This window comes from Sporichthyaceae bacterium (assembly GCA_036493475.1).
Taxonomy (GTDB): Bacteria; Actinomycetota; Actinomycetes; order Sporichthyales; family Sporichthyaceae; genus DASQPJ01.
The window spans coordinates 1-17,300 of the sequence record DASXPS010000005.1 but is presented as its reverse complement, the minus strand read 5'-3'; the positions used below and the strand labels follow the sequence as shown (position 1 = coordinate 17,300).

17 protein-coding genes are annotated in these 17,300 nt (G+C 69.3%); 14 read left to right on the top strand and 3 right to left on the bottom strand.

The window, feature by feature from the left end:
• The 3 genes from VGJ14_00400 to VGJ14_00390 form a co-directional block, all read left to right on the top strand.
• On the top strand, positions 1–349 hold a 349-nt coding region (locus VGJ14_00400; protein HEY2830853.1), incomplete at its 5' end, for a hypothetical protein.
• A gap of 223 nt (positions 350–572) precedes the next feature.
• Positions 573–2,447, top strand: coding sequence for a hypothetical protein (locus tag VGJ14_00395; protein ID HEY2830852.1), 1,875 nt, complete (start codon positions 573–575; stop codon positions 2,445–2,447).
• 2 nt (positions 2,448–2,449) lie between these two features.
• Entirely contained in the window at positions 2,450–4,303 is a 1,854-nt protein-coding gene (locus tag VGJ14_00390; protein HEY2830851.1) for a hypothetical protein, read from the top strand.
• Here VGJ14_00390 and VGJ14_00385 read toward each other — a convergent pair whose 3' ends face one another.
• Entirely contained in the window at positions 4,304–5,521 is a 1,218-nt protein-coding gene (locus VGJ14_00385; GenBank protein ID HEY2830850.1) for an Ig-like domain-containing protein, read from the bottom strand.
• 199 nt (positions 5,522–5,720) lie between these two features.
• The gene (locus tag VGJ14_00380) at positions 5,721–6,902 is read right to left on the bottom strand and encodes an Ig-like domain-containing protein (GenBank protein HEY2830849.1); all 1,182 of its coding nucleotides are present in this window, start codon (positions 6,900–6,902) and stop codon (positions 5,721–5,723) included.
• A 164-nt stretch (positions 6,903–7,066) separates the two neighbouring features.
• On the opposite strand from VGJ14_00380, the gene aroC reads away from it, so the two are divergent.
• The 7 genes from aroC (at position 7,067) to nusB (ending at position 12,526) form a co-directional block, all read left to right on the top strand.
• Complete coding sequence (gene aroC, locus VGJ14_00375; GenBank protein HEY2830848.1) at positions 7,067–8,263, top strand: chorismate synthase; 1,197 nt, start codon at positions 7,067–7,069, stop codon at positions 8,261–8,263.
• Positions 8,264–8,336: 73 nt separating this feature from the next.
• Entirely contained in the window at positions 8,337–8,852 is a 516-nt protein-coding gene (locus tag VGJ14_00370) for a shikimate kinase (protein ID HEY2830847.1), read from the top strand.
• Positions 8,849–9,949 (top strand): 3-dehydroquinate synthase, encoded by a 1,101-nt coding sequence (gene aroB / locus VGJ14_00365; protein HEY2830846.1) that lies wholly within the window; start codon positions 8,849–8,851, stop codon positions 9,947–9,949. Before VGJ14_00370 ends, aroB begins: the two co-directional genes overlap by 4 nt.
• Positions 9,946–10,374 (top strand): type II 3-dehydroquinate dehydratase, encoded by a 429-nt coding sequence (gene aroQ, locus VGJ14_00360; protein ID HEY2830845.1) that lies wholly within the window; start codon positions 9,946–9,948, stop codon positions 10,372–10,374. Before aroB ends, aroQ begins: the two co-directional genes overlap by 4 nt.
• 49 nt (positions 10,375–10,423) lie before the next feature.
• Entirely contained in the window at positions 10,424–11,506 is a 1,083-nt protein-coding gene (locus VGJ14_00355; GenBank protein HEY2830844.1) for a Xaa-Pro peptidase family protein, read from the top strand.
• A 52-nt stretch (positions 11,507–11,558) separates the two neighbouring features.
• Positions 11,559–12,119 (top strand): elongation factor P, encoded by a 561-nt coding sequence (gene efp, locus VGJ14_00350; protein HEY2830843.1) that lies wholly within the window; start codon positions 11,559–11,561, stop codon positions 12,117–12,119.
• On the top strand, positions 12,116–12,526 hold the full coding sequence (gene nusB, locus VGJ14_00345) for a transcription antitermination factor NusB (GenBank protein HEY2830842.1): 411 nt from the start codon (positions 12,116–12,118) through the stop codon (positions 12,524–12,526). Before efp ends, nusB begins: the two co-directional genes overlap by 4 nt.
• A 20-nt stretch (positions 12,527–12,546) precedes the next feature.
• Here nusB and VGJ14_00340 read toward each other — a convergent pair whose 3' ends face one another.
• Positions 12,547–13,038, bottom strand: a complete 492-nt coding sequence (locus tag VGJ14_00340; GenBank protein HEY2830841.1) for a transcriptional regulator — start codon at positions 13,036–13,038, stop codon at positions 12,547–12,549.
• 245 nt (positions 13,039–13,283) lie between these two features.
• On the opposite strand from VGJ14_00340, the gene pyrR reads away from it, so the two are divergent.
• From pyrR to carA, 4 genes are read left to right on the top strand one after another with little or no spacing between them, the layout of a single operon-like run.
• Positions 13,284–13,856: a bifunctional pyr operon transcriptional regulator/uracil phosphoribosyltransferase PyrR gene (gene pyrR / locus VGJ14_00335; protein ID HEY2830840.1), complete on the top strand. Its 573-nt coding sequence runs from the start codon at positions 13,284–13,286 to the stop codon at positions 13,854–13,856.
• Positions 13,853–14,809 carry an aspartate carbamoyltransferase catalytic subunit gene (locus VGJ14_00330; GenBank protein ID HEY2830839.1) on the top strand — a complete coding sequence of 319 codons (957 nt, stop codon included), beginning with the start codon at positions 13,853–13,855 and terminating at the stop codon, positions 14,807–14,809. Before pyrR ends, VGJ14_00330 begins: the two co-directional genes overlap by 4 nt.
• Positions 14,806–16,092 (top strand): dihydroorotase, encoded by a 1,287-nt coding sequence (locus VGJ14_00325; GenBank protein HEY2830838.1) that lies wholly within the window; start codon positions 14,806–14,808, stop codon positions 16,090–16,092. The genes VGJ14_00330 and VGJ14_00325 overlap by 4 nt, the downstream gene beginning before the upstream one ends.
• Complete coding sequence (carA, locus tag VGJ14_00320) at positions 16,089–17,216, top strand: glutamine-hydrolyzing carbamoyl-phosphate synthase small subunit (GenBank protein ID HEY2830837.1); 1,128 nt, start codon at positions 16,089–16,091, stop codon at positions 17,214–17,216. The genes VGJ14_00325 and carA overlap by 4 nt, the downstream gene beginning before the upstream one ends.
• Positions 17,217–17,300 lie beyond the last annotated feature (84 nt).

The window sequence follows — 17,300 nt, the reverse complement described above, 5'->3', positions numbered from 1 at the left end:
CGACGCCGACCGCGCGGACCTGGCCGCGGCGGACGCTGCCGCGGCCCGGGCGCTGGCCAACCGGGATCGCGCCGTGCTGCGCAGGCAGGCCGAGGTGCTGCTGGAGATCGGCGCCCGGCTGCTGCGCCGCTCCGGCAAGCTCGAGGCGCTGGTCTTCGAGGACCTGCGCCGGACACTGGCCAAGAGCAAGGACGCGGACGTGCAGCGGCTCATCGCCCGCGGTCGAACGGCGATCAGCCACAAGGATCCGGCCGAACTGGCCACGGTCAACACCATGCTGCGCAAGCAGTTGCCGCGGGGCCCGCAGGCATCGACCGGGAGCTGGTTTTCCACCGTCGACGACGGCTGAGCGGCGCTCCCCGCGAACGCGGGGTCACGGGTCTTTCATCCGTGCTGGGGTAAGCGTGGATTGCGCCAAGCCAGTGGGCGATTGGTACCGAATTACTAAGAAAAAATCTAAACTGTCGACACGGGTCGAGTGGACCGTCGGAAACGTGTCGCAACAAGATCCCGGAGGCGTCATGGCAATCGCCCGCGACCAGGCGGCCCCACGCGGCCGTAGAGGTTTGCGCGTGACGGCGCTCGGTGCCGTCGCCGCCCTCATCTCGATCGCCTTCGTCGGGGTGCATTCCCAGAAGGCAGATGCCTCCGATGTAGTGGAGTACGCCTCGCATTTCACCGCGAGCAACGGCCAGATCTTCACCGCAACCAATCACCTGGTTCAGGACAGTCCGGCGGTGGTCAAGGCCACCCGCGACTTGGTCGCCTCGGCCCGCAACGGCACGAACCCACTGGCGCAGAAGATTGTCGCCGCCGACGGCCACATCCGCCGCGAGTACCTCGTGGTGTGGGCCGGCGATCGCAATGCGGGCCACAACGCGACCGCGGACGTCAAGAATTTCAACCCCAGCGTGGACCCGGACCCCAGTGCCGGGGAGCGGACCGTCAAGGACAACGTGGCGGGCCCTGACTTTCTCGCGATCATCGACGCCACCAACGGTTCTCCCACCGAGGGCCGGGTGGTCAACACCGTCACCGTCAACCCGGTGCTCGAGAACGAGCCGCACCACATGCAGTACGCGTGGCACAAGGGCGACTCCATCTACGCCGGTGGCCTGTACAGCGACATCACCTACGTCTTCAACGTCAAGGACCTGCCCAGGGTCGATCTCACCGGGGTCAATCTGCCGATGGACACCCCCTGCGGTTCCATCCCGGATGCGTACTGGACGCTGAAGGACGGCACCGCATACGGCACCTACATGGGTGGCGCGGACGTCCCCGGCCCGTGCAGGTACACCAACGGCGCCGTGCGGGTCAGCAACGGCTTCGGCGGTTCGCCGGGCAGCATCGTGCGCCTCAACTCGGCGGGCAAGACCCTTTCCGAGGTGCCGGCGTCCTCGGACCACTCCGAGGGATTCTGTCCGGACTACCCGGCGCTGCCGTACCCCAACTGCGCCAACCCGCACGGTATCCAGGTGCGCGAGGACCTCAACCGCATGATCACCTCGGACTTCGTCGAGCCGCGCAACATCGTGCTCGACCCCGTCCACGAGCCGGACCCATTCCTGTTGCGGGACACCGTCCGGATCTTCGACATCACCAATCGGGACAACGCCAAACTGGTGTCGCTCTCGCACATGCCCGACGGCCCGCGCCGCGAGCCCAGCCCCGCGTTCGAAGAGCCGCGCGGCACCATGGAACTCGGCGTCACCCACCAACCCCAGCACAAGGGTGCGTTCATCTCGGCGATGTGCGGTGGCGCCATCTACTACACGCCGGATATCACCGACCCCACCCCGGTCTTCCGCGAGGTTTGGGACGTGTCGGCGTACTCCGCGTACCACTGGCCCGGGGCCGCCACGGGCGACGGCTGCTCCGGGTCCAGCTGGATCCAGATCAGCCCGGATGACCACTATCTGGTCAACGCAGTGATCGGCCGCGGCCCGGGTTCGACCAGCCTGACCGGCAGCGACATCGTCAAGCAGGTTTTCATGCTCGACGTGCACAAGCTGCTCGCCGTCGGCAACGCGACCACGTGCGACATCACCACGCTGAATCAGGCCACGCACGGTGGTGCGCAGGCCGACTGTCCGACGCTGTCGGACAGCTTCCGGGTGGTGGACAACACCTCCGGTGGTCCGCACTGGGGCGCCATGGACAACTTCGCGCTCGGTCCCGACGGTTATTACCACGAGACCACCCACCTGAGCCGTGTCGCCTTCAACGACTATTTCGTGGCCCGTGCCAACGTCGACGGCAACCACGAACTGTGCGTGCTGGACATCAGCAAGCAGGGCAAGCTCGCGGTGGACGACAACTTCGTGGACGAGCACACCGGGCAGCGATGCGTGCAGTTCAATCGTCCGAACTGGCCGCACGGCGCCTTTGGTGATGCGCTACCACACTCGGAGGTCTTCGCCGTCCCTGAACAAGATCTCCGGTAGGGATGCCCGGGGGCCGATCGCGCCACGCGCTCCGCGGTTTCGCCGCCGTCCTGATCCTGACTCTCGGTCAGATCGGGGCGGCGGCGCCCGCGTCTGCACACGGCGGTGAGTCCGCGGCGAATCTGTCCGCCTCGGATTCGGTTGCCCGCACGGTGGCTCTGACCGCTGCCGCCCTGCTGGCCGGGGTCGCGCTGCTTCGTCCATTGGCGGGGCGGCCGACCGAACGGGCCAAGCGTCTGCTGACGACGGCCGCAGGTATGGGTGTGGTGGGGGCCGTTGTCGGAGCCATCGGGGGTCTGCCCGCCTCTCGGTATCTGCTGTTGGTCCCGCTGTTGGTGCTCGACGCGGCCGCGGCGCTGGCCGGGCCGGCGCTGCTTGGAGTCCCGCTCGGCGCGCTCACCGTTGGCTGGATGTGCTGGGGCACGCTGCGGGCCTCGGCCGGCACCGCGGTCCTGCTGCTCGCGCACGTCGGCGTGGTCGCCGTCTGGGCGGGCGCGGCGCTGGCCTCGGCGACCGCCGCGCCGGGGAGTCGGACCGCGGTGGTGCGCCGACTCGGGCCGGTCGCCGTCGGTGCGGCCCTACTGGCTGCGGGCACCGGCGTGCTCCAGGCACACGACGACAACGTCACCCTGCACGGGATTACGCTGACCAACTTCGGCACCCTGGTCGTGCTCAAGGTGGCGCTGCTGCTCATCGCGGGTGCCCTGGGCCTCGCCGTACGCGCCCTGCTGCGCGCCCGCCGCGCCGAGAACGCTGCTGGGGGTGACGGCGTGCTGGCCCGGCTGGAAAGCGGTGTGCTGGTCGTTGCGCTCATCGTGGGCGCGGTGTTGACCAGCCTGCCCGCGCCCGGTCCACCTCCGGCCAGCGGCGTCCCGCTGGCCCGGGCGATCGACCTCGATGACGCGATCACCGGACTGGTGGTCACGCCGCAGCGCCCCGGCATCAACCTCGTTCACCTGATGACCGACCGGTTCACCGACATCGTCGTGGACGGTCAGCGCTACCGGGCTGAACCCCGTCCGGGCGCCCAGGGCCTGTGGGCGCAGGTTCGGCTCCCGGCCGGACGCTCGGTGCTCACGTTGCATCAGGGCCGCCAGGTCGCGGTTCAGGTCCTGGACACCGGCGTTGGTCCCGGGCAGGCCGGCCTGTCCGACCCGGACGGCGCGGAATGCGCCGCCGCCGCGTTGGGCGCCGTACTCGGCGGATCCCGCCGTCCGCTCACCACGTGCCCGTCGCAGTCCCTGGCCCCGACCGACGCCGCCGCGTTGCGCGCCCAGGTCGCGTTTCTGGGCGGGCGGGGCGTCAAACGACTGAAGGTGATCGTGGACGGCTCACCACGCGGGATCGCGGCCGAACACGAGGTGCGGGCCGCCTCGCGCGCCGCGAAGATCTCCGTGCTCGCCGCGAACGCGCCGATCACCGAGCTGACCGACGCAGTGTTGGCCGTCGCGGGCTGGCAGGTCTCCCAGCCGGCCCTGGCGCGTCTGCAGGCCGGGCCGGCCCCGCGCTACGGCACCTACCTCGCACCGTGGTTGATGCAGGCCTCGCTGGTGGACGCGGCGGGCGGCGCACCGTTGGCCGTGTTGCCGTTCGACCCGGCCGGCCAGTCGGCCCTGAATTACGTCGCCGCGCTGCGCCAGGTCGGCCCAATCGAGAGTGCTTCGGAGGCGGGCTTCTACGCCTACCTCGCCGCGCTCGGCCAACCGTTGCCGCCGCAGAAGTTGCTCCTCTACGCGGCCACCCAGGCCTTCAACATCATGCCCTCGCATGACGAGCTGGCGCACGACGCCGGTGTGAACGGGACCTGGCTCGGCGGTGGTGCGCTACCCGCGGTCAGCCTGCCGCTGCAGGGCTGACTATCCGTCGGAAAGGTTGTAGTTCCCGGTCTGCCACTTCGACCAGGAGACGTTCCAGTCCTGGTAACGGTTGTAGATCTCGGTGTACGGCTTCGGCGAACCGGTCACCACCACGGCGTCCCCGACGAGGGTGTGGTCGTAGAGCCAGTCCATGTCCGAGACCGTCATGCCCACGCAGCCGTGGCTGGTGTTGGCCTCACCGATGTTGCCGGTGTTCCACGGCGCGTCGTGGATGAACTCACCGGAGTTCGTCATCCGCATCGCGTGGGCGGAGTACAGGCTGTAGTGCTCCGGGGCATCGATCGCGGCGTTGGTCCAGTGCTTGTTGAGCACCTTCTCCATGATCACCTTGGTGCCGTCGCGGGTCTCCCAACCGGGCTTGCCGGTGGACACCGGGAACGAGGCGATGGTCTTGCCGTCGCGCACCACGGACATCTTGTGGGTCTTCACGTTGACCTTGATGATCTGCTGGCGGCCCACGGTGAACGACGAGGCCATGTTCTTCACGCCCCACAGCCCGTTGCCGCCGCTGACCCCGGTGAGGTTCGAGTCCAGCTTCACCACGGTGCCCGCGGGCCAGAAGCCCTCCGGCCGGTAGTCCACGGTCTGCGCGTCGATCCAGTACCAGGCGCCGTCCACGTGCGGGGAGGTGGTCACCTGCAGCGCCTTGGTGACATCCTCGCGGTTGATCACCGAGTGGTTGAACTGGACGACCAGCGGATAGGCCACGCCCACGGTGTCCCCGTCGGCCGGGGTGACCTGGGCGACCAGCAGTCGCTTGGCGGCATCCACCGCAGCGGTGACGAAGCCCGAGGTGTCGGTGGACGAGTCACCCTTCGGACCGGTGGCGGACACCGAGACGGCGTACTTCGAATCCGGCACCAGCGGCGCGGCCGAGGTCCACACGGTGTGCGTCGGGTTGTACGTGCCGAGCAGGTAGACGCCGGCCGGGTCGCTCACGTCGACGTGGTTGAGCATGCCGGACTTCGCAGTGACGGTGACCACGCCGTTGGGCAGCACCGTGTCGGTGCCGTCGGTCGGGGTGATCGACACGTCGGCCGGGACCGGCGCCGGGGGAGCCGCAGGGGAACTTGCCGCTGCGGTCGCACCGGTGCAGCCGGCCAACAACAACCCCGCCGCGGCCAGCGCAACCGGGCGCGTGCGCCGCAGCTGTTCGAAACGTGTGCTGTTGATTGCATCCCCCGGTGTGCGGTGCATGGTCCACGTGCTGCCAGATGTCACATGGACGAGGCGGCGGAACGCACCGTTCCGGATGTTGCGGAGTTGGAAGAATCTCCACAGTTTTACGCACTCGACGTCATCGGGTCGTGACACAGAGCTAGTCTTCGGACCGCGACACGCCGCTCACAAGTGACGAAAGGGATCCATGGGATCTACCGGACACAACCGGTGATGCTCACTGGTCGGACAGGTCCAAGTTATTGCCCAGCCAACGATCCCAGGGGACGTTCCAGTCCTGAATGCGGTTATCCAGCTCGGTGAACGGCACTGGGGACCCGGTGACCACCACCGGATCACCCACGATGGTGTGGTCCCACAGCCAGGACATGTTGTCGGTGGACAGGCCCACGCAGCCGTGGCTGGCGTTGTCCTCGCCGAGGTGCGCGGCGTTCCACGGGGCGTCGTGGACGAACTCCCCGGAGTTGGTCATGCGCATCGCCCACTGCGAGTGCTTGACGTAGTGCTCCGGGGCGTCGATGGCCTGGTTGGTCCAGGTCTTGTCGGTGACCTTTTCCATGATCACCTTGGTCCCGTTACGCGTTTCCCAGCCGGCCTTGCCGCTGGAGATGGGAAACTTCGCGATCTGCTTGCCGTCGCGGATCACCGCCAGCTCGTGGGTCTTGACGTTGACATCGATCTCCTGCTGGCGGGCCACGGTGAACGACGAGGTCTTGTTGGCCGCGCCCCACAGGTCGTTGCCCGCGTCCACGCCGCGCAGGTTGGCGTGCAGGGTGACCACGGTGCCGGCCGGCCAGAACTGCTGCGGGCGGTAATCCACGGTCGCTGGGTCGATCCAGTACCAGGCGCCGTCCACCTGCGGGAAGGTCTCCACCGCCAATGCGTCGGTGACCGCCTTGCGGTTGTGCACCTGGTGGTTGAACTGCACCACCATCGGATAGGCGACGCCGACGGTGTCCCCGTCGGCCGGGGTGACCTGCTCGGCGATCAGCGACTGATCCTCCGTCAGCTTCCGGGTGTGGAAGGTGCTCAGGTTGGTGATCGGGTCACCGTGGTCACCCGCGGCGCTGGCCCGCACCGTGTAGTCGGTGTCCGGGCGCAGCGAGGCCGCGGAGGTCCAGGTAGTGCGATCGGCGCCGAAATCGCCGGCCAGGTAGGCACCGTTGGCGTCGGTGACGTCCACGTGGTCGAGCGGCCCGCGGGCGCTGGTGACCGTGACCGGGGCGTTGAGCGCCACGTCGGCGATGCCCGTTGCCGGGCTGATCCGGACCGCCGCGGAGGTGCCAACCGGGTCCATGTCCCCGGCCTTGGGGGAGGAGCCGCCACACGCGGCGAGCACCAGGCAGGCCGACGCCAGCAGCGCGGTGCGCCACCGACGGTTAGCTGCGCCCTCGACCATGGTTGAACCCGTCCCCGTTTCCCGAAACTGTGCTGCCCCCGCTCGTCAGTATGCGTTTCTCACCCCCGAAAGTGGTACTCCTTCACACCCGTCACTGTCGGATCGATACCGGGCGGGCGCCCGGTCTGCCCGAACGCATGCGCTGACGTGGGAGAATGGGGCTCATGTTGCGCTGGCTCACGGCTGGGGAGTCCCACGGCCCCGCCCTCACGGCAATCCTCGAGGGATTGCCGGCGGGCGTGCGCATCTCCTCCAAGGAGGTGGGTGCGGAGCTGGCCCGGCGCAGGTTGGGTTACGGCCGGGGCGCCCGAATGAAGTTCGAGCAGGACGAGATCAGTTTCGTGGGCGGGCTGCGACACGGGATCACGCTGGGCGGCCCGGTGGCCGTCTCGGTGGGCAACTCCGAGTGGCCCAAGTGGGAGCGCGTGATGTCCGCGGACCCGGTGGACGCCGAGGAGCTCGCCGGGATCGCCCGCAACGCCCCGCTGACCCGGCCCCGACCCGGCCACGCGGACCTGGTCGGCATGCAGAAGTACGGCTTCGACGACGCCCGTCCGGTGCTGGAGCGGGCCAGCGCTCGGGAGACCGCGGCCCGGGTGGCGCTGGGCGCAGTGGCCAAGGCGTTCCTGGCGCAGAGCCTGGATGCGGTGGTGCTCAGCCACGTGGTGCGCATCGGCACCGTCGCCGCGCCTGTCGGCGGTTCGGTGCCCGGCCGCGGGGACTCCGAGGCAGTGGACGCCAGTCCGGTTCGCTGTTTCGACCCGCTACTGGCCGAGGCGATGATCGCCGAGGTGGACGCGGCCAAGGACGCCGGGGACACCCTCGGCGGGGTGGTTGAGGTGGTGGTGCACGGTCTGCCGCCCGGCCTGGGCAGCCACGTGCACTGGGACCGTCGGCTGGACGCGCGACTCGCGGCGGCGCTGATGGGCATCCAGGCGATCAAGGGCGTCGAGGTCGGTGACGGCTTCGAGCTGGCTGCCGCCCGGGGCTCGACCGCGCACGACGAGATCGAGGCCACCGGCGACGGCCCGCGGCGCCGATCCGGGCGCTCCGGTGGTACCGAGGGCGGGATGAGCACCGGTGAGGTGTTGCGGGTACGCGCTGCGATGAAGCCGATCTCCACCGTCCCCCGCGCGCTGGACACCGTCGACGTGGCCACCGGAGAGGCGGCCAAGGCCATCGCGCAGCGTTCTGATGCGTGCGCGGTCCCGGCCGCCGGAGTGGTGGCCGAGGCCATGGTGGCGCTGGTGCTGGCCGATGCGGTGCTGGAGAAATTCGGCGGCGACTCGGTGGCCGAGACGGCCCGCAATATCGCGGGGTATCGTGCGGCGCTCGACGAACGTGGCCTGGGGTGGTCATGAGCGAGCTTGCGAGCGAATCAATAAGCACAGCGCCCTCGTGCCTCATGACGCCGCCGAGGAACGAGGCGGGGTCATGAGCCCGCGCGCGGTGCTGGTGGGCGCTCCCGGCTCCGGAAAGACCACGATCGGCCGCCAGGTCGCGCTCAAGCTGGGCTGCGCGTTCCGGGACACCGACACGGACATCGCCGCGGCGGCGGGTAAGCCGGTGTCGTCGATTTTCGTGGACGACGGCGAGCCGGCGTTCCGCGCGCTGGAGATCGAAGCCGTCGGCCGGGCCCTGGCGGAGTTCGATGGTGTGCTGGCCCTCGGCGGCGGCGCGGTGTTGGCCGAACAGACCCGGGCGGCCCTGGCCGGGCAACGGGTCGTCTACCTCGATGTCGGGCTGCCGATGGCCGCCCGTCGGGTCGGACTCAACCGGGACCGCCCGCTGCTGCTGGACAACCCACGCGCCACCTTGCGCAGGCTGCTGGACGCCCGCCGCCCGCTGTACTCCGAGGTGGCCACGTTCACCATCGGTGCCGACGGCAAGGTCCATGACGTGGTCGCACAGGTGTTGGCGGCCCTGGAGTCCACCGAGGTGGGCTCATGAGCGCGGCCGAGCCGGACCGGCTGCACGTGGGCGGCCCGGCACCCTACGAGGTGCTGGTCGGCTTCGGCCTGGCCGGGGAATTGCCCGCCCTGCTGGGTTCTGACGTTGCCTCAGTCGCGCTGATCTGTCCCGAGCAGCTGCGCTTCCTCGGCGCGGCGATCAGCGAGCACCTGACCAAGGCCGGCTATCGCGCGCTGACCATCGAGGTGCCGGACGCCGAGGAGGCCAAGACCGTCGCCACGGCCGCGCAGTGCTGGGCGGAACTCGGTCGGGCCAACTTCACCCGGACCGACGCCATCGTCGGCGTGGGTGGTGGCGCCGCCACCGACCTTGCCGGGTTCGTCGCGGCCACCTGGTTGCGCGGAGTGAAGCTGGTGCAGGTGCCCACCACGTTGTTGGCCATGGTGGATGCCGCGGTCGGCGGCAAGACCGGGATCAACACCGAGGAGGGCAAGAACCTGGTCGGCTCTTTCCACACCCCGGTTGGCGTGCTGTGTGATCTGGCAGTGTTGCGCACCCTGCCCGCGGAAGAGTGGTGCAGTGGCCTGGCCGAGGTGGTCAAGGCCGGCTTCATCGCCGACCCGGAGATCCTCGACATCGTCGAACGTGCGCCGGATCAGGCGATCACCCCGGAGGGTCGGTGGACCCGCGAGTTGATCACCCGGTCGATCCAGGTGAAGGCGAACGTGGTGTCGGTGGACCTGAGGGAGACCGGAGCCGGCGGGGGCATCGGCCGGGAGATGCTCAATTACGGGCACACGCTCGGCCACGCGATCGAGCGCGCGGAGAGCTACCGCTGGCGGCACGGCTCGGCGGTCGCGGTTGGCATGGCGTTCGTCGCGGAGGTGGCCGCGCTGCAGGGCCGCATCGACGCCGAGCTGGTCGAGCGCCACCGGCGAATCCTGACCGCCGTGGGTCTGCCGACCACGTACCGCGGCGATCGCTGGCCAACGCTGCGGGCCGCGATGAGCGTGGACAAGAAGTCCCGCGGCGACACGCTTCGACTGGTCGTCCTGGACGCCCTGGCGCAGCCCGTGATCGCCGCCGATCCCGACCCGGACCTGCTGGTTGAGGCTTATCGAAGGATCTCGGCATGAGAACGGTGTGGGTGCTCAACGGCCCCAATCTGGGTCGGTTGGGTTCGCGCGAGCCCGACGTCTACGGGGCCACGTCCTATGCCGACCTCGCGCAGGAGTGCAAGGCGCTCGGCGCGGAATTGGGTCTGGCCGTCGAGGTCCGGCAGACCGACGACGAGGCCGAATTGATCGGGTGGTTGCACGCCGCCGCGGACGAGGCAATTCCGGTAGTGCTCAACCCGGCCGCGTTCACCCACTACTCCTACGCCGTTCGCGACGCCTGCGCGCAACTGCGTGCCCCGCTGATCGAGGTCCACATCAGCAATCCGGCCCGACGGGAGACGTTCCGGCACAACTCGGTCATCGCCGGGGTGGCCACCGGCACCATTGCGGGCTTCGGCGTTGATTCCTACCGGTTGGCGCTGCGCGCGTTGGCCATTATCTGACGGGCAGTCACTGGCCCCGCGCACGGGCTCCGGGCCGTACCCTGATCGAGTGCCCGATGTCCATGCTGTGCGTCGCAATCGGCTGCGGTCGATGCTCGCGGCAGCCGAGCAGGACGCCGCGCTGATCACCGATTTGGTCAATGTGCTCTACCTGACCGGATTGGCCTCCTCCAACGCGGCGTTATTGGTGACAGCCGACGCCGCGCTTTTGGCCACCGACAGCCGATACCAGGTCGCGGCGGGCGACGCGGCACCGGACGTGGAACTGGTCGTGGAGCGAGCGGTGGCCGCGGAGCTGGCTCGCCGTGCGGCGGGGCTCGGCGTGCGCCGGTTGGCCTTCGAGTCCCATCAGGTCACCGTCGACCTGCACACCGCCCTGCGGCGCGAGTGCCCGGACTTGGATCTGGTTTCCGTCGCCCGCGCGGTCGAAGCGCTGCGCATGGTCAAGGACGAGGTCGAACTGGCCGCGCTGCGGCAGGCCGCGGCGATCGCCGATGCGGCGTTGGCCGACGTGGTCGACGGCTTGGTGTGCGGCCGCACCGAACGGCACGTGGCCCGCGAACTCGAGCGGCGCATGCTCGAGTCCGGTGCGGAGGCCGCGGCCTTCTCCACGATCGTCGCCACCGGCGCGAACTCGGCGATCCCGCACCACCGGCCCACTGACCGGCGGATCCTGCAGGGCGATCTTCTCAAGATCGACTTCGGGGCCCGGTTCGACGGCTACCACTCGGACATGACCCGCACCTTCGTGGTGGGGGCGAACCCCGAGGACTGGCAGGTGGAGATCTACGACCTGGTGTTCGCCGCGCAACGCGCCGGCCGTCAGGCCCTGGCACCGGGCGCCGAGGTGGCCGCGGTGGACGCCGCCGCCCGCACCGTGATCACCGAGGCCGGGCACGGGGAGCACTTCGGGCATGGGCTTGGGCACGGCATCGGGCTGCAGATCCATGAGGCACCGCTGATTGCCGCGACCGGAGCCGGGACGCTGCACGCCGGCTGCCCGGTGACCGTGGAGCCCGGCGTCTACCTGCCCGGCCGCGGCGGGGTGCGCATCGAGGACACCCTGGTGGTGGGCACCGACGGGCCCGAGCTGCTGACCATGTCCACCAAGGAATTGCTGGTCCTGGACTGAAGCCGCGTATTCTCGTCCGCTGACCACTACGGACGCAGGGAAAGACGGGCTTGTGGCGACGACGAACGATCTGAAGAACGGACTCGTGCTCAACATCGAGGGCCAGTTGTGGTCTGTGGTGGACTTTCAGCACGTCAAGCCCGGCAAGGGGCCCGCGTTTGTGCGCACCAAGCTGAAGAATGTGCTGTCCGGCAAGGTGGTGGACAAGACCTTCAACGCGGGCATCAAGGTGGAGACCGCGAGCGTCGACAAGCGCGAGATGCAGTACCTGTACAAGGACGGCGAGGACTTCGTGTTCATGGATACGCAGTCCTATGAGCAGACCCCGGTGCCGGCGGCGACCGTCGGCGACGCGTCCAAGTACATGTTGGAGAACCAGAACGCCACGGTGGCGCTGCACGAGGGCGCCGCGCTGTACGTGGAACTCCCGCCGTCGGTGGAGTTGGTCATCTCCTACACCGAGCCGGGTCTGGCCGGGGACCGATCCACCTCCGGGACCAAGCCCGCCACGTTGGAAACCGGCGCCTCGATTCAGGTGCCGCTGTTCATCGTGACCGGCGAGAAGGTCAAGGTGGACACCCGGTCGGGCGAGTACACCGGGCGGGTCAACTGAGCGCCCGAAACAAGGCCCGCAAGCGCGCGGTCGACATTCTTTTCGAGGCGGACCTGCGTCGGCGGGACGTGCTGCTCACCCTGGCCGAACGGGTGGCCGCGGAGGATCCGCCGGTCCGTGAGTACACCGTCGCGTTGGTCGAGGGCGTGACGGCGCAACGGGTACGCATCGATGACCTGCTGGCCACCTATGCGGTCGACTGGCCGATGGACCGGATGCCCGCGGTGGACCGCAACGTGTTGCGGGTGGGGATCTATGAACTGCTGTGGGCGGACGACATCCCCGACGCGGTCGCGATCAGCGAGGCGGTGGAGTTGGTCACCGAGTTGTCCACCGATCAGTCCCCGGCGTTCGTCAACGGACTGCTCGCCCGCATTCTGGAGCTCAAGCCGACGCTGAGCGCGTAGCGCTCCCGGGCGACGCCGGCTCAGTAGTCCTCGTCGCGCCCACGGCCGGGGTGCAGCACGCCCCACTTCATCAGGTCCTCGGTGAGCTTGCTCGGCGGACGATCGTAGATCACCGCGAGCGTGCGCAGGTCGTCCTGGCGGATGGAGAGCACCTTGCCGTTGTAGTCGCCGCGTTGGGACTGGATGGTCGCGGCGTAGCGCAACAACGGGCCCGCCGCCTCGGCCGGCGCGTCCTGCAACTTTTCCAGGTCGAGGATCAGGCGCGGCGGCGGCTCGGCCGCGCCGGACGGGGTGCCGCCGGGCAGGAGTTCGGCCACCGGGACGCCATAGAACTGGGCCAATTCGGCGAGCTTCTGCACGGTCACCGCACGGTCGCCACGCTCGTAGGAGCCCACCACCACGGCCTTCCACCGACCGCGCGACTTCTCCTCCACGCCGTGCAACGACAGGCCCTGTTGGGTGCGGATGGCCCGCAGTCGAGAGCCCAGCGACTTGGCGTACTCACTCGGCACGGGTGACTCCTGACGATCGGTGGAGTAGCTCTCTGTCATGCCACTCACTACGCACGGTAACACTACGCAGAGTTAGCATCGGCGTCAACCAGTGTGCGGCAGGCATTCTGACGATTGGTCACCCAATTTCTGCTTTGACCCGTCCCGGGGCATGTGTCCGGTCTCCTTCCCGGTTGCTAGGCTGAGCACGCAAAGTCGGTCCCTTTAAGGCCCGTCCGGAGAGGCGGGGAAGGGGTGAACCTCGCATGGCTATCGCCGCGCCGGGGCCCGCACGCGGGCCTGCCTCGGGCCGTCCGGTCCTGGAGGCTGCCGATGTGCGTCGGGCACTGACCCGCATCGCGCACGAGATCATCGAACGCAACAAGGGCGCCCGCGACGTGGTGCTGCTCGGCATCCCCACCCGGGGTGTGCCGCTGGCGCGCCGGTTGGCCGCCCGCATCGGTGAAGTGGAGGGCGAGCCGCCCCCGGTCGGTTCGCTGGACGTCACCATGTATCGCGACGACATCGCGCTGCGCCCCGCCCGTTCTCCCGGACGCACCGATGTGCCGCCCGCCGGGGTCGACGATCTGGTGGTTGTGCTGGTCGATGACGTGCTGTTCTCCGGACGCACCATCCGGGCCGCGCTGGACGCGCTCAACGACATCGGCCGGCCGCGCGCGGTGCAACTGGCGGTGCTCGTCGACCGCGGACACCGGGAACTGCCGATCCGCGCGGACTACGTGGGCAAGAATCTGCCCACCTCGCTGGCCGAGACGGTATCCGTACGACTGGCCGAACACGACGACGAGGATTGCGTGCTGTTGGGGGAGCGCTCATGAAGCGACATCTGTTGAGCGCCGCAGACCTGACCCGGGATGACGCGGTGGCGATTCTGGACACCGCGGCGGAACTGGCCCGGCTGGCCGACCGGCCGATCAAGAAACTGCCGACGCTGCGCGGGCGCACCGTGGTCAACCTGTTCTACGAGGACTCCACGCGCACCCGTACCTCGTTCGAGCTGGCCGCCAAGCGGTTGAGTGCCGACGTGATCAACTTCGCCGCGAAAGGCTCGTCGGTGTCCAAGGGGGAAAGCCTCAAGGACACCGCGCTGACCCTGGAGGCCATGGGCGCGGATGCGGTCGTGGTGCGGCACTTCGCGTCCGGCGCACCGCACCGGTTGGCAACTGCGGGTTGGATTCGCGGTTCTGTGATCAACGCCGGGGACGGCACGCACGAGCACCCCACCCAGGCGCTGCTGGACGCCTACACCATGCGCGATCGGCTGGGCGGCATCGAGGGCCGCCGGGTGTCGATCGTCGGCGACATCCTGCACAGCCGGGTGGCCCGATCCAACGTGCTGCTGCTGCACACCCTGGGCGCCGAGGTCACCCTGGTCGCCCCACCCACCCTGCTGCCGGTGGGCGTCGGATCGTGGCCGTGCGCGGTGTCCTATGACCTGGACGCCGAATTGCCCAAGAGCGACGTGGTGATGATGCTGCGGGTGCAGCGCGAGCGGATGAACGCCGCGTTCTTCCCCAGTGCGCGCGAGTACAGCCGCCGCTACGGCCTGCACTCCGAGCGCATGGCGACGCTGCCGGAGCACGCCATCGTCATGCACCCGGGGCCGATGAACCGGGGCATGGAGATCACCGCCCCGGTCGCCGACTCGGTGCGCTCGACGATCGTCGAGCAGGTCAGCAACGGGCTGAGTGTGCGCATGGCGGTGCTCTATCTGCTGCTGTCCGGCAGTGAGCCCGCCATCGGTCGGGACGACGAAACGGAAGGTGCATGAGTTCGTTCATCGTGAGAGGGGCCGCGCCGCTGGGCGGCGAACCCACCGATCTGCTGCTGGCCGACGGGCGGATCGTGGAGATCGGGCCGGGCCTGTCCGCGGCCGGCGCGCACGTCGTGGACGCCGCGGGATTGATCGCGCTGCCCGGTCTGGTGGACCTGCACACGCATCTGCGTGAGCCCGGCCGGGAGGATGCGGAGACCGTGGAATCCGGCACCCGCGCTGCCGCGCTGGGCGGGTTCACCGCGGTGCACGCGATGGCCAACACCTCGCCGGTGGCCGACACCGCCGGGGTTGTCGAACAGGTGTGGCGAATGGGCCAGGAGTACGGGCACGCCGATGTCCGCCCGGTGGGCGCGGTGACCGTGGGACTGGCCGGTGAGTGGCTGGCCGAACTCGGCGCGATGGCCGACTGCCCGGCCGCGGTGCGGGTGTTCTCCGACGACGGCAAGTGTGTGTCCGACGCGGTGCTGATGCGCCGCGCGCTGGAGTATGTGAAGGCCTTCGACGGGGTGATCGCCCAGCACGCGCAGGAGCCCCGGCTCACCGAGGGCGCGCAGATGAACGAGGGCGAGATGTCGGCGCTGCTCGGCCTGGGCGGTTGGCCCGCGGTGGCCGAGGAGGCGATCATCGCCCGTGACTGCCTGCTGGCCGCGCATGTCGGCTCCCGGTTGCACGTCTGCCACGTGTCCACCGCGGGCTCGGTGGACCTGATTCGCTGGGCGAAGGCCAAGGGCTGGGACGTCACCGCCGAGGTGACGCCTCATCACCTGGTGCTTACCGATGACCTGGTGCGCTCCTACGACCCGATCTACAAGGTGAATCCGCCGCTGCGCACGCACTCCGATGTGGAGGCGCTGCGGGCGGGTCTCGCCGACGGCACCATCGACGCGGTGGCCACCGACCACGCCCCGCACGCCGATGAGGACAAGGATTGCGAGTGGGCGGCGGCGGCCATGGGCATGCTGGGCCTGCAGACCGCGCTGGCCGTGGTGCAGCAGGTGATGGTGGATACCGGACTGCTGGACTGGGCCGGGGTGGCCGACCGGATGTCCATCCGCCCGGCGCGCATCGGTCGGGTGGACGGGCACGGGCGGAGCATCGCGGTGGACCAACCGGCCAACCTCACTCTCTACGACCCGAGCGCCCCGTGGGTGGTGGACGGCGATCAGCTGGCCTCGCGCAGCCGCAACACTCCCTACCGGGGACGGGAGTTGCCGGGCGCGGTGTACGCCACGTTCCTGCGCGGGCGGCCGACGGTGCTGGACGGGAAGATCGCATGACGCGGGATCGGGCGCTGCTGGTGCTGGAGGACGGCACCACGTTTCATGGCGAGGGCTACGGCGCGGTCGGGGAGACCTTCGGCGAGGCGGTGTTCTCCACCGGCATGACCGGGTATCAGGAAACGCTGACCGACCCCTCGTACCACAAGCAGGTCGTGGTGATGACCGCCCCGCACATCGGCAACACCGGGGTCAACGACGAGGACCCGGAGTCCGGTCGGATCTGGGTGGCCGGCTACGTGGTGCGCGACCCGGCCCGCGTCCCGTCGAACTGGCGATCCGTTCGATCCCTCGAGGACGAACTGCGCGCCCAGCAGGTCGTGGGCATCAGCGGCATCGACACCCGGGCGTTGACCCGCCATCTGCGCGATGCGGGTGCCATGCGGGTCGGGGTGTCCAGCATCGAGGCCGAGCCGGCCGCGCTGCTGCAACGAGTGCTGGACTCACCGGACATGCTCGGCGCGGACCTCGCCAAGGAGGTGTCCACCCCGCAGCCCTACGTGGTGCCCGCAATTGGGGAGAAGCGGCTCACCGTGGTGGCCGTCGACCTCGGCATCAAGGCGATGACTCCGCACCGCATGGCGCAGCGCGGCATCGAGGTCCACGTCGTGCCCGCCACCGTGACGGCGGCCGAGGTGCTGGCCCGCGACCCGGACGGGGTGTTCCTGTCCAACGGGCCGGGCGATCCCGGCGTCGCCGACTACGCGGTGGATCTCGCCCGTGGCGTGCTGCAGGCCCGGGTGCCGCTGTTCGGCATCTGCTTCGGCAATCAGATCCTCGGCCGGGCGTTGGGCTTCGGCACCTACAAACTGCGCTTCGGCCACCGCGGCATCAACCAACCGGTGATGGACCGCACCACCGGCAAGGTGGAGATCACCGCGCACAATCACGGCTTCGCGGTGGACGCACCGCGGCAGGGCGCCACCGAGACGCCGTACGGGCGCGCCGAGGTGTCCCACGTCTGCCTCAACGATGACGTCGTGGAGGGCGTCCGCTGCCTGGACGTCCCGGCGTTCTCCGTGCAGTACCACCCGGAGGCCGCGGCCGGTCCGCACGACGCCGGTTACCTGTTCGACCGTTTCGCCGATCTGATGAGCAATAGGAGCGTGGATGCCTCGGCGTGACGACATCGACTCGGTGCTGGTGATCGGGTCCGGCCCCATCGTCATCGGGCAGGCCTGCGAGTTCGACTACTCCGGCACCCAGGC

Bases quoted from the DNA above. Each gene is read 5' to 3' on its own strand.
- VGJ14_00390 (HEY2830851.1), top strand. From the start codon at position 2,450: ATGCCCGGGGGCCGATCGCGCCACGCGCTCCGCGGTTTCGCCGCCGTC.
- VGJ14_00385 (HEY2830850.1), bottom strand. From the start codon at position 5,521: ATGCACCGCACACCGGGGGATGCAATCAACAGCACACGTTTCGAACAG.
- VGJ14_00380 (HEY2830849.1), bottom strand. From the start codon at position 6,902: ATGGTCGAGGGCGCAGCTAACCGTCGGTGGCGCACCGCGCTGCTGGCG.
- aroC (HEY2830848.1), top strand. From the start codon at position 7,067: ATGTTGCGCTGGCTCACGGCTGGGGAGTCCCACGGCCCCGCCCTCACG.
- VGJ14_00370 (HEY2830847.1), top strand. From the start codon at position 8,337: ATGAGCCCGCGCGCGGTGCTGGTGGGCGCTCCCGGCTCCGGAAAGACC.
- aroB (HEY2830846.1), top strand. From the start codon at position 8,849: ATGAGCGCGGCCGAGCCGGACCGGCTGCACGTGGGCGGCCCGGCACCC.
- aroQ (HEY2830845.1), top strand. From the start codon at position 9,946: ATGAGAACGGTGTGGGTGCTCAACGGCCCCAATCTGGGTCGGTTGGGT.
- pyrR (HEY2830840.1), top strand. From the start codon at position 13,284: ATGGCTATCGCCGCGCCGGGGCCCGCACGCGGGCCTGCCTCGGGCCGT.
- VGJ14_00330 (HEY2830839.1), top strand. From the start codon at position 13,853: ATGAAGCGACATCTGTTGAGCGCCGCAGACCTGACCCGGGATGACGCG.
- VGJ14_00325 (HEY2830838.1), top strand. From the start codon at position 14,806: ATGAGTTCGTTCATCGTGAGAGGGGCCGCGCCGCTGGGCGGCGAACCC.
- carA (HEY2830837.1), top strand. From the start codon at position 16,089: ATGACGCGGGATCGGGCGCTGCTGGTGCTGGAGGACGGCACCACGTTT.